Source organism: Dulcicalothrix desertica PCC 7102 (assembly GCF_003991905.1).
In the GTDB taxonomy this organism is placed as follows: Bacteria; Cyanobacteriota; Cyanobacteriia; order Cyanobacteriales; family Nostocaceae; genus Dulcicalothrix; species Dulcicalothrix desertica.
The window spans coordinates 290,714-305,011 of sequence record NZ_RSCL01000011.1; the positions used below are offsets into that span (position 1 = coordinate 290,714).

Genomic DNA, 14,298 nt, shown 5'->3' on the forward strand with positions numbered 1-14,298 from the left:
ATGTATCGCTAAAGGTTAACGTGGATTGTGAGTATGTTTCAACTGTCGAATCGTCGTCGATTTATTCAGGGTTCCGCTGCAATGGCGGCAAGTATTGGAGTCTCTGCCCTTCATGCTTCTGCTACAGGTCAAGCGCGTAAAGTTCGTTCTAAGTATGACTACATTGTGATTGGTGCGGGTTCAGCAGGCTGCGTTATCGCCAACCGAATGTCACAAAACAGTGGCACAACTGTGTTACTCCTTGAAGCAGGCAACCCGGATACAAAACCGGAGATTTTTATTCCGTCAAAAGCCAGCAGTCTACAAGGCTCCGAGGTGGACTGGGGCTATATGTCTGAACCAGAGCCATACTTGAATGGTCGCAAAATGTTTCTTCCCCGTGGCAAAGTTCTGGGCGGCAGCAGTTCAACTAATCTCATGATTTATATCCGAGGCAATTCTCTGGATTATGACCACTGGCAGTCACTAGGAAATCCCGGTTGGTCGTACCAGCACGTTTTACCCTATTTTAAGAAATCTGAGAACCAGCAACGCGGCGCCAATGCTTACCACGGGGTTGATGGTGAGTTGAGTGTCACCGATTTGATTTCCCCTGCTATTGTATCTCAACGCTTTGTCAATGCCTGTGTGGAGCTGGGATATAATCGCAATCCTGATTTCAACGGGGTGCAGCAATTAGGCGCCGGACTCTATCAGTCCACAATCAAAGATGGTAAACGGCACAGTACCGCCGCTGCCTTCCTGTTGCCGATTCAAAAGCGTCCTAATTTGACCATAACGACAGGCGCGTTGGTGACTCGCTTGTTGTTTAAGAAAACTCGCGTTGTTGGAGTGGAATATCTGCACGAGGGGAAGCTGCATCAAGTTAGGGTCAATCAGGAAATAATTTTAAGTGCCGGCGCTTACGATTCACCCCAACTGCTGATGCTTTCCGGCATTGGAGATGCAAAACACCTGCAAGAGATGGGAATTCCTGTCGTGGCTGATTTGCCAGGAGTCGGGCAAAACTTGCAAGATCACCTCAACGTTTCGGTAGTTCGACAGACGGCTCAAGAAATAAACCCTGCCATCACCAGCAATGGGTCTGAAGCCGGACTGTTCTTCAATAGCGAAGGCAACCGGAAGGCTCCACCGGATAGCCAGTTCTTCTTCGGACCCGGTATATATGTACCGTCAGGCTATGACGGTCCTAATCAGGGCTTTACGGGTGTAGCCTCTTTGACTCGTTTCCACAACATTGGCAGTGTCAGTTTGCGCTCATCTGACCCCAAAGACGCTCCAATCATACGGATGAATTATCTGCAAAGTCAAGCTGATGTGCGTCTTCTTGTTGCTGGGATTCGATTGATACGGAAATTGTTTCAGTCAGAAGCTCTTAATGAGTTTGCTAGTAAGGAAATTGCTCCGGGTGCTGGCGTTGAAACCGATGTAGCACTGGAAGCCTACATCCGAGAAACTTGCGGTACGGGAAATCATCCGGCTGGCACTTGTAAAATGGGCACTGACCCAATGGCAGTGGTAGACCCCAAACTGCGAGTACATGGAATTAAGGGATTGCGCGTTGCGGATGCATCGATCATGCCAACTCTAATCAGGGGCAACACAAACGCGCCCACCATAATGATTGGCGAAAAAGCAGCCGATTTAATTAAAGCGGCAGGTGGAATTTCATCATAGCAAGCACTGCATAAACTTAGGGAGCATCCAATGAATGGAAGAAACATAATTATTTGGCGCCACATATATGGTTAGTCTAAAAAAGTCGATCTGCCAAAACTGGATGCTCACTAAAATGACACGAACCACTAGCGGATAAAGCTAACGTCCCTGCCAAACAAAAATCGCTCTTGCTATTACTTTTCTGCCGATCAACTTTGATTCGGACAGTTGTCAACCCCATCCAACGATACAAAAGTTAGACGCGAAGTTCGTCCTGACCTTAAAATCGTCCTTAAAATCCTACCTAAAACTGTGACTAAATTTGTGACTAAATTTCTGAGTTGGTTCGACCTGTTTTGAGGTATTTTGACACAAACTCAAATACCCGCTCTTAAGGCTGGAAGTCCCTTGCGGAGCGGGAAACGTTGATATATTAGAAGAGGCGCCACCCGGATTTGAACCGGGGGATGGAGGTTTTGCAGACCTCTGCCTTACCACTTGGCTATAGCGCCGAAAATAGAAAACTTCTACCGACTTGCTTGGGTTATAGGTTTTCTAGTCATTAGCTACAAATTAGCTAAAATTTGTAACTCAAAATAGCCTAGCTTTTTTTTTACTAAATTTCAATAGCGTATTAAATATCTTACGTCTTGTGTAATTTATTGCATAGATAAACGTCGATAAATTTTAGTGCTTTTTTAGACATTTATCTATATATAAAACTAAGAAAGCTAGACCGGGCAGAAACCTTGCGCGGCATTAGCTACCTTAAACTCTTACTGTGCCTAAACTTATTCAAAGTAAGTAGTAGCTGTTTCTTACTTTTTTAATTTACATCGCTGTTTAGTTATGTAAAGATACCTATTTGCCGTCAAACTAGTACAAAATATCTGAAGTTGTTTGCATACATTAAACTTATATTTACTTGTTTTGAATATAAGTTTTACTAATTTAAGCTGTTAAAAACCTGTAATATAAAAAAACTACCTCATTCATCGCTGTTTAGTAATGAATGAGGTAGTTTTTAATATGGAAAGTGACTTTCCATTATGCTTAGGTCTTAAACTTTTTTAAGCGTCAAAGTTTATAGGTTGACCATTGAAGTGGATGTAAAGAGTTTCAGCCATAAACCAACTAGGTAACGTATGTTCTACATCTTCTAGTTTGTTGCCTTGTGCATCCACAAGTCCTTGTTTTACAACTATTCTAGGTAATGGTTTCTCACCATCTGCTGTAAACTTCTCGATTAATATACTTCCGGCTTTCCTCATAGCCGCTGTACCGCTCCCGTTGTTATTGGTGTCAATATATATTTAATACTAATTAGATATTTCAGTAAATAACTAAACTAAAGTTCAGTTGTTTTCAATAAATATTTACAATTTTAATAGCAATCTGTCTAAAAATAATTTGCGTGGAGGTGCTAAATAAAATAATGTCATCGCTCATCTATTTATTTACATTTCTTCATTGTCAAAAGTCAAAAACTTAACTTTAGTATAGTTTTTTGTGAGATTGTTCAATAGATAATGTTAAATATTACCTATTGAAATTTCAATTTAAAAGTAGTTTAGTTTTGTAGCCTAAAACGCTTATGACTCATTTTGGTCTCATCTGTCCCACATCAACAGGTCATCTTAACACAATGCTTCCGTTGGGGAAAGAACTTCAACAGCGCGGTCATCGAGTTACTTTAATAGGAAGGCTGGATGTAGAATCTAAAACACTAGCGACTGGATTAGAATTTAAAGCAATTGGAGAATCTGAGTCTCCTTTGGGATCAGCTGCGGAAGCATTAGCTCAATTAGGTAAACTCACTGGTCGCGAGGCATTGCAATATACTATTCATCTTCTTGCAAATAATGCGGCTGGTTTATTACGAGATGCCCCAAAGGTCATAAAAGCAGCAGGTGTGGAAGCATTATTGGTGGATCAGGTTTCACGAGAGGGAGGAACTGTTGCAGATTATCTGGGCATTCCCTTCATTACCATTTGTAGTGCCGTGGTACTAAATCGTGATGAGAGTGTCCCACCTCATTTTACAAACTGGAACTATAATCCAACTTGGTGGGGGCGCCTGCGTAATCGAGTTGGTTATCAGGCATTAGAGCGCATCGGCAAACCAATTAAACAAGTAATTGACGAGTATCGTCAAGAATGGAAGTTGCCTAGGCACTCTAACCGGAATGAATCTTATTCCCAATTAGCTCAAATCAGTCAACAGCCTGCTTTGTTAGAATTTCCCAGAGAACAATTGCCTCAGTGGTTCCATTTTACAGGACCTTATCATAGTACAGTTGGTCGAGAAGTTCCTGGTTTTCCTTATGAAAAGTTAACTGGACAACCGTTAATTTACGCTTCGATGGGAACTATCCTTAATCGCCTTACTATTTTTAAAAAGATTGCTGAAGCAAGTGTTGAATTGGATGCTCAGTTGGTAATCTCTTTGGGTGGTTCTGCAAAACCCGAATCTCTTCCAAAACTTGCTGGCTCACCTTTAGTTGTAGAATATGCTCCTCAGTTGGAATTACTGCAAAAATCTGCTATAAGCATAACCCACGGGGGGTTGAATAGTACTTTAGAATGCCTGAACAATGGAGTGCCAATGGTGGTAATTCCTAGTGTTAATGACCAGCCAGGGGTAGCAGCGCGCGTGGTTTGGGCTGGATGCGGGGAAGCCTTACCCATAAAAAATGTTACAGTATCCAAATTGCGAACTGCACTCCTTCATGTGTTGATGGAAAATTCTTATAAACAGAATGCGCTTAAGTTACAATCTTGCATTCGCCATGCTGGGGGAGTTAATCGAGCCGTTGATATCATTGAAAAGGCAGTAGTTACAGGCAAACCTGTAATTTCTTAAGTATATTGGAGATTATAAAATAAACATGAATAAAATGACTTTGCCAAATAACTTGGAATGCTACTATCTTGGAAAAGAGGAAACAGAATATATATTTTCAGAAATATTTACAGAGCAACAATATCTTAGGCATGGTATTTGCATCAATGAAGGAGACTGTATTTTTGATGTTGGAGCAAATATTGGATTATTTACCTTATTTTTGAAAAACTTACAAAAATAAGTTAAAATATTTGCTTTTGAACCTATTAATCTAATATTTAAAGTATTAAAAGCAAATGTTGACTTGCATTTGATTCCTAACACATATTTATTTAATTATGGTTTAAGTTCATCAAATATTTCTGCACAATCTTTTACATTTTATCCCAATATGGCTGGAAACTCAACAACAAAGCCTTCAGAAAAATTAGAACAACGGGAGATAATGAATCAGACTCTAAGCAATGACATGGTGGAGTACCTTTTTCAAAACCAGGAAGTTACTGGTACACTTCGAACCTTATCTTCTGTAATTAATGAATTAGAAATTAATACTATAGATTTGTTAAAAATAGATGTTGAAGGTGAAGAATATAAAGTTTTGCAAGGCATTATTCCACATGATTGGAATAAAATTAAACAAATAGTTGCTGAAGTGCATGACATTGATGGTAGAATAGATAAAATAGAATCACTTCTTAAAAATCAAGACTTTAATATTACAATTGAAAAGAATAGTTTAATGCCTGATACTCTTAAAACTTTCAACTTATATGCTGTACGCACTTAAATGCTATCGCTATAACTATACTTTTATTTAAATGAGCGTTTAATGAGATTACCCATAATGTAGAGACGTTACATGTAACGTCTCTAAAAGGTTTTTATTACGGTTATGCTACCGGGCATGATAGTAAATACTTAAATATTTAGATACCTAAACAGGCATCGTTTGATGCTAGAGATAATTACTGGTTAGAATTTTTGAAGCGATAAGCCGCCAGCTTGCTGTAAGCACTTTGCAGCGCTCTGAATGCTCACACAGAAAATCTAGTACTTTCAATTGTAACCAATAAAAAATAAGTATGGGATGTTGCTTCATCAGAATTAACGCACCTCAGTACTCATCCGCGCCTACTTTGAATGTAGAAAACCAACGGTTACAAGAACGAGTCATCGAACTAGAAAACGCTCTTGTTGGCGCCACAAAGGATAGTTGGGGTAATACTTTTGGTTCTTCCGGAATTAACGTGCTAAATTTTAATCGCAGTCGGTAACTTTCCTTTAAAATCAAGGCAAACGCGGCGCTTATAGTCGTGCATTTTAGTTAGAATACTTTCCTTGGAGTCCAAAATGGCTGCAATAAAAGCCTAGTAAGAATTTCAAGCTCCTGATTCAATAATTTAGCACGCGCTTTGTACGGAAGAGCCAATATCCAAATTTCTCTTGTGGGGTGGGCACCCTTGCCCGCTCTTTTTGTAGTACAAATAAAAGTGGCTATCCAGAATATAATTAATTTATTATAAAAAAGATCTCTGATTGTGATAAGTCAGAGGTATAAGTTTGGTTTGAGATGTAGGAAAATAATTAATCAATTGTCGCGCGGAAGCGAATGAAGCCATAAGAACCAGAATTCGAGTTTCCAACTTGGAAATAAGCGGCGCCGCGATTATTATTTGTACCTGAACATGCTGCAGGGAAAGTTACGGTATAAAATCCAGATTCGCCTGCCGAAGGTGGATTGTCTGTGATTGAATTTGTTGCCCCTCCATTCAAATTTAGTTGCATTGTGCCAGAAACATAGGTCTGGTTTGCGGGTACAAAGTCGCAGAAGCTAAGACTTTGTGCAGGAATTCCACCATCAACGAGGAAGTAAATTGTATATTCAACTTCATCTTTAGGAGCAGGTACCCCAGGATTTACAGGAATTTGATTACCCGTAATGGCTCCTAACAAGTAAGTATTTGCAGCGGGAGTCCAGCCAACAGTAGTATCATCATTGACATCTGCGGCTAAATCGTTGTAACCACCAATAGAGGCTACTGTTGCACTTCCAAACTTTTTAACACCTGTAATTCGTTTCACCAAACGTACACGAGGGGCAATTTTACTAATTGTTGGGTCACTAACTGTGGGTGTAACTGGGTCATCACTTTTAATATCCCCAACACCATCGCTAGAAATTACTGCCTGGTTGGATACTGTTGTTACACCATTTGCTAATGGGTCATTTACTTTGACACGGAATTTAATCGTACTGGTGCTGTCTGCTGCTGTAGTACCTAAAGTCCCACCTGTAGTACTACTTGCTCCTGTTCCTAATCTAAATACTACTTGGGAACCTGCAAATTCTGCTTGGTCGTTTGCTGATGTGTCGCTTTTGGCTCCGTCATTGGCGCCAGCAGAAATTTCTAATGTGCCAGAGACATAAGTTGTATTTGGAGGAATTGTATCTTTGAGGACGACATTATTTCTTGATATTGTAGTACTAGTATTTTTAACGACAACTGTGTATTCGAGAATATCCCCTGGAGTTGGGACTTGATTTTGTAGAGGGGTAGTACCACCAGATTTATCACTGTCTACTACCAAGGCTACAGTTTTGTCAGCCGTTAAAGTACTTGATGGAATAATAGTAACGTCTTCTCCTGTGTTAGCAGGAACAGTCCCATCGTAAGTGGTAGATACTGTAACAGCAGTATTGGGTACAGTTGTAACCCCAGCGCTTGGGTTAACATATTTAGCACTAGCCAAAACACTGTTGTTGTACTTTCCAGGTGCAGTACCATTGGCAATATCCGCATTAAAGGTAATAGAAACACTGCCTCCTGGGGGAATTGTAAAGTCTTTCCACTCAGGTTTGGATGCTGTTCCGGTACTAGTGACAGTAGTGGGTCCGCTGGCGCCTCCTGTATATACTGGTGTAATCGGTACGGCTGTATGCGTAAATCCCGCAGGTAGAGAATCATCAATAATTACTACTTCACGAGCTTCTGGACGATTACTTCCACTAGGATTAGAAACTGTAATAGTATAAGTTGCTGTACCTGGCGCCGCCATTGGATTAGGCGTTGAAGTGGTTTTTGCTGCCTCAATTAAACAACCGGCGCCAGAGATACTAGTGGTAGCATCTGTGGGTGTTGTAGGGACTGGTCCAATCACACCAGAACCTGCTGTTGCACCACCAAAGTTAGTAGCTTCGTTATTTGTAGTTCCAGGTTGACCACCACTCAAGTTAATTGTTGCGGTGTTAGGGCTAATGTATACTGCACCACCACCACCACCACCACCAGGCCCGTGAGGAGAACCGCCACCTGTGTTAGTACCACCTTTACCACCCGAAGCGTTAATGGTAATACCACCAGGTATAGTACTATTTTGTGAAATTACTAAAACGCTACCACCCGCACCACCACCACCACTACCATCATTGGCAGGAAGCATACTTGGAGTTGCACCGTCAGCGTTAATCGTACCCGTACCTGCAATTGTACCTGCACGCACCATCACAATACCACCACCAGGGGCGCCGCTACTGGCGTAACCATTACCTGGAGTTCCAGTACCGTTGTTATTACTACCAGCACCTCCACCTCCACCTAAAACCAAGCGGCGAGCAGAAGCAGGGAAAACAGCACCACCATCTCCACCAAAAGGCAATGCAGATCTCCAAGTTTTACCACCTTTACCACCTAGACCCCCATTACTACCACCACCACCACCAGCGTTTTCTTCGTTATTTGAAGGGTTTCCATCTGTACCACCACCACCAGCATTTCCTGGCGCACCACGTCCGTAACTACCACCAGGATAACCTTCTACTGTTGTATCTAGAGGTATGGTTCTAGTTGGATCATATAAATATCTTGGTGTACCTGCGATTCCTTCTGCTTTGGAACCGTTGGCGTTGAAGCTTGAAAGTGTGACTATATCTGTGTTACTCCCACCAGTAGCTACTGACAGCTTGCGACCAGCACCACCTCTAAAGCCCAGACCATTAGCGTTAATTTGTCCGCCATTAAAAGTTAGTTTTCCGGCGACATCAACGGCAACTATACCACCTGTCTGGCCATTCCAAGGTGTAGCAATGATTGTACCAGTAACATCTAAATTATTATACTGAGGAACTCGAATCACTTGATAACGTTTTTGTCCTTGAGTCGCAAAATCGCTATTACCGTAGCTATTGACAAGCGGAGAAGTCAGAGTAATTGTACCACCGCTCAAACCAACATCACTAGCGGCAACAGCATACTCAAAGTTTCCAGCAGTAAAGTTTGTGGTTAAATTTCCGTTAACTACACCATTCGCAGGATAGTTTATTGCTCCTTGATTCGGGTTGTTAGTAGCACTACCATCACCATAGGAATTGGTATTTGTGGAATCAATATCTGCACCCTGCATTTGGATGATTAGCAATAAGTCACCTTTTTGAATTCCAGATGCTCCGGTTCCAGCACCAACACTAACACTGGTTGAACCTGCCGCAACATTACTACCAGCCCCAATATAATAAGTATTAAGCTGAGTAGTTGCTGTGATATTACCATCTTTGCCTGGTATAGCGCAGATTGGGGCGCCACTACCATCAACTTTATCGGCAAAGACTGGCTTGTTCAACAACCATAATGATTGTGATGTGAGTAAGGTTGTTGTGGCAATTGTTGTACCAATTGTCCGGAGCAGGCGCTTTTGACGACGCATAATTAAGTTAGTTAGACTTTTCATGTTTTAGCACCTCAGACAATCGGGACATTAATGGGTTAGTGGGAACAGATGTGGTAGTTTGGGTTTCAACTTTTTGGGGTAGGGGTTTTTGTAACCCAAAACCATCAAATAATTCGTTTAATTTCAGTGTTAAACCAAGATACGGCCCATCAGCAGAACGGGTACCAGAAAAGTCACGGTCATCGACTCGACCAAATACATAACCTCCTGCAAGTCTTAAATTAGGACTGAGGTAATAACCTAGTTCGGCAACAAATCCTGTTTCAGAGAAGCTTCCCTGATTAATCCAGCGCATTTCTCCTACTAAGTCAGTACTGTATCCTAAACGATATGTGGCACGAAGTTGAGCAAGGTTAACTGTACTTGTACCTACCAAATCGTTTGCTAAGTAAGAGGTACTGTTACGTAATGCGTACTTACCGTAAAATTCCCATTGCCAGTTTGGTGCATATATTGCTTCCCCAGCAAAAGTATGGTCTTCTGAACCAGTACCACTACCAAGTAAAATGGTGTCGGGAATTGTTGACGGATTTTGACGGTATTCGTAACGTAGTAGAGCATTAAATTTATCGTTATCGGGTTCACGGAAGGCTAAACCAATTCTTAAATTAGCAGTATCAGCGATTCCCGAAAGTTTTAAGTTCGATGAACCTGCTTGCTGATACCTAACTAATGCCGTTAATGCGGGTGATATTTTACCGATTGCACCTGCGGAAATTACGGTGTTATTACCACCAGAAGAACTGCGATGCTGATAACGCGCACTAGCTTGGAAGTTTTTGCCATCGTTATATTCTAATCCAGCACTGTAGCTATCGCCACCATTAAATCCTAACGATGAGGCACTTTGCCCTACTGCAAAAGGTTGTGCAAATTGAACACCAGCACCTGTTATTCCCTGGAAGCTACCGAATACATGCTCGTATGCTAAATCTAACTTTAATCCAGGAGAAATAACCCAACGTTGATTTAAACCTATTGCTCCTTGTACAGTCATGCCATTGGCGCCGTTAAGAATACCATAACGTCCAGTTAAACTTGTGTCAGAACCAATTTTATATTCTCCATCTACATCAAAAGTCGTGATAGACTGTCCAGAAAATTGTCCGCGAGTATAATATTGTTGTCCTAATCGGAGATTAATTCCTGGAACCACTGCCCAGTTTAAACCTAATAATGTACGGTCTGGGTAAACTGCATCTGTATCATCAGATAACGTTAATTCATTTTGGGCAAGAAATGTGAGTTTGTCAGCAATGGGAAGAGTAAAGCGAGAACGTAGTTGTTGTGATGTTCCGCTTGCTTCTGGAATTAGTCTATCTGTCCTATCACGGTAAAGTAAGTCTACGTCTACTGATGCTTTACCTATTTGCTGCTGAATTCCTGCTGATATTGTTGTCAAAGAGTTATCTACTTTGGCGCCAGGTATAGGAGTATTCAGAGGTCTAAATAAATCTTGTAAAGTGTCTATGGGACGAGGTGCTGTTCCTTCGTTATCTTCGTGGTCGTATTGCACACGGAAACGAGTACTATCTGAAACATTCCCACTTAATTGGGCGCCGTAACGAGTTTGTCCCGGTACAAAGCTGATGGTAGAATCATTTGCAAAACCTGTATCAGCTTTACGATAATAAGCACGTCCTAATACTCCTCCTAAAATTTCGGAGTTAGCTTCAAAGCGGTAAGCAGAACCACCAACTTCACCAACAATATCCGAGTTATTACGGGAATGAGCATACTCAGCAATCAAGTTTGTTGTTGAATTTAGAGAAATTAGCGCATCTGCACCGTAAAGTTCAAAGTCGCGAACACCTTGATTTTGATATAAATAACTACCACCAATCCAACTTTCTAGTCCTGCACTGCGGTTAAGATGATACTTAAGTCTGCCAGCATAGAGATTGCTCGAATCTCCTCCAATACTTTCATATTGGTAAGTGGTAACAATTCGTCGTACTAACACCTGTCCTTTGTCATCTACATCTGTTCGTAGTAAAGGTTGACGGAAAAGTAAAGTACCTCTGTCATAATCAATTTCGTAATCGGCGCCACGATTTAACTGTTTCCGTGCTAATACAGTACCAGGACGATTCAATTCTTCCAACTCAATAAACACATTTTCACTACCCTCAACCAACACACGACGAGAAAGGAAGTAAAAACCACTCGTACCATCAGGAGGAATTGTATCGCGTTGGAAACCTTGCAAATTATTTCCGTAAATAGCAGTTGCTTGAAGATTGCCAAAATTATAATTAGCTTTGAAACCGTGGAGTGTGCGATTAGTAGCTGTAAATTCCTGGGAACGAGTTGAAAACTCCTCGGTTTTATAATCACCCCAAAGGAACGAATCCACACCACCCAAACCACTGGGTGAAGTTCGCTCTAATTTTGCATAAACACTATCACTAGAAGGAGTTAATATCTCAGAAGTAGAACTATCACCATAAACAGGATAAGCTTTTTCGCAAAATTGCAAATCTCGGAATAAACGAGTAGTGCTATCACAAGTTTCATTCAAATTGCGGCTACTGTTATATGCACCCGTAAACAACCAACCACCAACATCACCAGTAGCAAACACAGAAGCGCGTCCATCAAACTGATAATCATAATCTTTATCAGGTGGTAAAAAATCACGGAAACTGCCATAAAAATCAGTTCCGCGTTTTCCAAAACGTAAATCAATAGTTCCTGTCACCAACGAAGAACGCAAATCTGTCTCCAAAACTAACTGAGTAAAAGCATCAACTTCACCCAACTTTGCTTGAATACGAATAGTTTGCGCTTGTAAAGTCGAGCGTAAAGAAGCTCGAAACTGTCCTTGAGTGGCTTTAACCTGGAAACCTGGCTGTTCTTCACTAGCATCTTCACCAACAAACTCACCTGCGGTCGCACTCAAAGTAACAATAGCATCTCTATTAGAACGATTACCACTCGCATCGAGTAATTGTCCCTCAACAGTTGCCATCGAACGTCCATTCGCAGGAATACGAGTTTCTAAGGTTCTTAAAGTAATGCTTTGTACCGTACCTCGAACAGTCACTTTCATCGATGCAGATTCACCCTCCACCCCATTAACAGAAGTTTTGGCGGTGATAGTATTTTCCCCTTCCTGCAAAGATACCCCATACCAAGTTTGGGTAACAGTATTCGTCTTACTATTAGTTTCAGTTCGACCAATTGATTTAGAATCAACAAGTACACCATTAACTCGTAATTCTACAGTTGCACCTTTAGGAAACTGTAAAGTAAACGCCGTTGCTGGCACATCCAAAACAGTTTGAGGCGCCGGTTCGAGAATAGTTAGAGGAGTGCTGAGTGCTGAGTGCTGAGTGCTGAGTGAGGAGTTAGGAGTTACGCCTTTCTTTTCTTCCTTTGCGTCCTTTGCGTCCTTTGCGGTTAAATTAAAAACATCCTCACTACGCTCAACCTGTGCAACACCTTCAGCACGTGCCACACCAGTAATTAAACCAACACAAGCCAACTGCACCAAAAACCAGAAAACAGGTTTTACACATCTGAAACTCATGGTTGCACCTCCTTGCTTGACTTATCACCTATTTCCTCAACAGGGGTCACACCAAAATTCATCCGTGCCAAACCACCTGGTTCTAAGCGCACCAAGCGAGATTGGCTCCTGCGCTCCTTAAACTTGCGATTGCGCGCTATGTCATAACCGGGCACACTTGTTAAATCCAATACGCCAGTACGACTACCAGAAATCACATTCGCCACCGAGAATAACCCTTTTACATCAGTAGTAATACGGTTGCCATCATCAAGAATTACTACAGCATTAGGTATACCTGGCTCTCCAGTTTGCTGCTCACCGTCAAAGTTTTTATCATAAAACACCCGACCAATCAGCGTACCGCAGTCAGAAATAATACCATTGCGGATTCGTAAACGATAGCGAGAAGGCCCATCTTTTAACTCAGCATTATTATCTTGGCGCCGCGCGGTAACACTGGCTAAATTTTCACCCGAACCACGTACAGCATCGGGGGTAATTTTCACTGCATAAACAAGATTTATAGAACCTTCGGGTGGGATAGTTTGGTTTAAATTAAAAGTAAGATTAGAACCCTGATTATTAGTATCGACTGTTATAGACTGACCGTTTAACTCAGCACGTGCGGAATTTGCCACAAACCTAAATCCGGTGGGCAACACATCTGTAACTGAGACTTGTCTGCTTGGGACATTATTTAAATTTCTTACTAAAAGACGATAAATTACTGTATCACCTGGTTCCGCAGCAGCTCTATCTGCGGTTTTAACAATTTGAATTGGTTGTGTAACACCAACGCATATTGGACGGTCAAGCAAACTAATAGCTGAAAGCACTAAACCTGTTGTTGTACCATCTTGAATTGCAACAGTTGTACTAAAAGATGCTGGGTCACCATCTTGACTAATACCTTTACCATCAAGTGCAGTTGCCGTATAAGAAACAGTTTTAGCAACATCATCGCGTGCGGTAATGATAATCCTAATTTGGCGCTGGCTAAAACCTCTTGCTCCTGGTGGTGGATTTACTACTAATATATAGCGTCTACCAATGTCAAGCTGTCCGTTATTGCGATTAAGCAAATAATTGAAAGCTCCTTTCGGTTCTTCGTTTGCCAAAAAATAAGGATTAGCGTTTTGAATATTCGGTAGCAAACCTGTAAAATTAGTTCCTGCTCCAGTTCTAGTTAATGATACTAAACCATTTAACGTATCATTGGCGCCTGCTTCATACAATCCAACACTAAATCCAGCGTAATCTGGTAAAACTTCGCCACCGCATCCGCGAATTCGTCCAAATGGGTCAACAAGTTCTTGTTTAAGTTGGTTAGTTTCCGCAGAAATTTCTTCTCCAGTTGGGGTTTTAAATTTATATGTAGCGGTATTTTGAATAACACCTGCTCTCGCAGGAGTTGCAACTATATATGTGATTATAAAAGCTGCCGAAATTAAACGACATCGATTTATTATTGACATGAAAGATAACCTGATAAAAGCCTATTTTGGTGCTTAGATACCAGGTTTCTTCAAGAAACCTGGTATCTTGTTGCTCA

The 14,298-nt window shown here is 41.3% G+C and carries 9 protein-coding genes and 1 tRNA gene; 5 read left to right on the forward strand and 5 right to left on the reverse strand.

What is annotated here, in order from left to right; all coding sequences use genetic code 11:
• Positions 1 to 33: 33 nt before the first annotated feature.
• A complete protein-coding gene (locus DSM106972_RS23725; protein ID WP_267901145.1) occupies positions 34 to 1,677 on the forward strand; it encodes a GMC family oxidoreductase in 1,644 nt (547 codons plus the stop codon).
• A 422-nt stretch (positions 1,678 to 2,099) separates the two neighbouring features.
• On the opposite strand, the gene DSM106972_RS23730 is transcribed toward DSM106972_RS23725, so the two are convergent.
• Together DSM106972_RS23730 and DSM106972_RS23735 are read right to left on the reverse strand one after the other, a co-directional pair.
• Positions 2,100 to 2,171 (reverse strand) — tRNA-Cys (locus tag DSM106972_RS23730).
• A gap of 558 nt (positions 2,172 to 2,729) precedes the next feature.
• Positions 2,730 to 2,930, reverse strand: a complete 201-nt coding sequence (locus DSM106972_RS23735; protein ID WP_233787311.1) for a hypothetical protein — start codon at positions 2,928 to 2,930, stop codon at positions 2,730 to 2,732.
• Between the two features lie 323 nt (positions 2,931 to 3,253).
• Here DSM106972_RS23735 and DSM106972_RS23740 point away from each other — a divergent pair, with 323 nt between their 5' ends.
• The 4 genes from DSM106972_RS23740 (at position 3,254) to DSM106972_RS51530 (ending at position 5,781) form a co-directional block, all read left to right on the forward strand.
• Complete coding sequence (locus DSM106972_RS23740; RefSeq protein ID WP_127083013.1) at positions 3,254 to 4,522, forward strand: glycosyltransferase; 1,269 nt, start codon at positions 3,254 to 3,256, stop codon at positions 4,520 to 4,522.
• 25 nt (positions 4,523 to 4,547) lie between these two features.
• Positions 4,548 to 4,745 (forward strand): hypothetical protein, encoded by a 198-nt coding sequence (locus tag DSM106972_RS52635; protein WP_201800770.1) that lies wholly within the window; start codon positions 4,548 to 4,550, stop codon positions 4,743 to 4,745.
• 6 nt (positions 4,746 to 4,751) lie between these two features.
• Entirely contained in the window at positions 4,752 to 5,294 is a 543-nt protein-coding gene (locus tag DSM106972_RS23745; RefSeq protein ID WP_201800774.1) for an FkbM family methyltransferase, read from the forward strand.
• A 349-nt stretch (positions 5,295 to 5,643) separates the two neighbouring features.
• Positions 5,644 to 5,781: a hypothetical protein gene (locus tag DSM106972_RS51530; RefSeq protein WP_158632874.1), complete on the forward strand. Its 138-nt coding sequence runs from the start codon at positions 5,644 to 5,646 to the stop codon at positions 5,779 to 5,781.
• 310 nt (positions 5,782 to 6,091) lie between these two features.
• Here the strand turns inward: DSM106972_RS51530 and DSM106972_RS23750 are convergent, their stop codons facing one another.
• Genes DSM106972_RS23750 through DSM106972_RS23760 form a run of 3 tightly spaced genes read right to left on the reverse strand, consistent with a single transcriptional unit; the run spans position 6,092 to position 14,221 of the window.
• The gene (locus tag DSM106972_RS23750) at positions 6,092 to 9,232 is read right to left on the reverse strand and encodes a beta strand repeat-containing protein (RefSeq protein WP_127083014.1); all 3,141 of its coding nucleotides are present in this window, start codon (positions 9,230 to 9,232) and stop codon (positions 6,092 to 6,094) included.
• Positions 9,216 to 12,764 (reverse strand): TonB-dependent receptor, encoded by a 3,549-nt coding sequence (locus tag DSM106972_RS23755; RefSeq protein WP_186538608.1) that lies wholly within the window; start codon positions 12,762 to 12,764, stop codon positions 9,216 to 9,218. Before DSM106972_RS23755 ends, DSM106972_RS23750 begins: the two co-directional genes overlap by 17 nt.
• A complete protein-coding gene (locus tag DSM106972_RS23760) occupies positions 12,761 to 14,221 on the reverse strand; it encodes a DUF11 domain-containing protein (RefSeq protein ID WP_127083015.1) in 1,461 nt (486 codons plus the stop codon). The genes DSM106972_RS23755 and DSM106972_RS23760 overlap by 4 nt, the downstream gene beginning before the upstream one ends.
• Positions 14,222 to 14,298 lie beyond the last annotated feature (77 nt).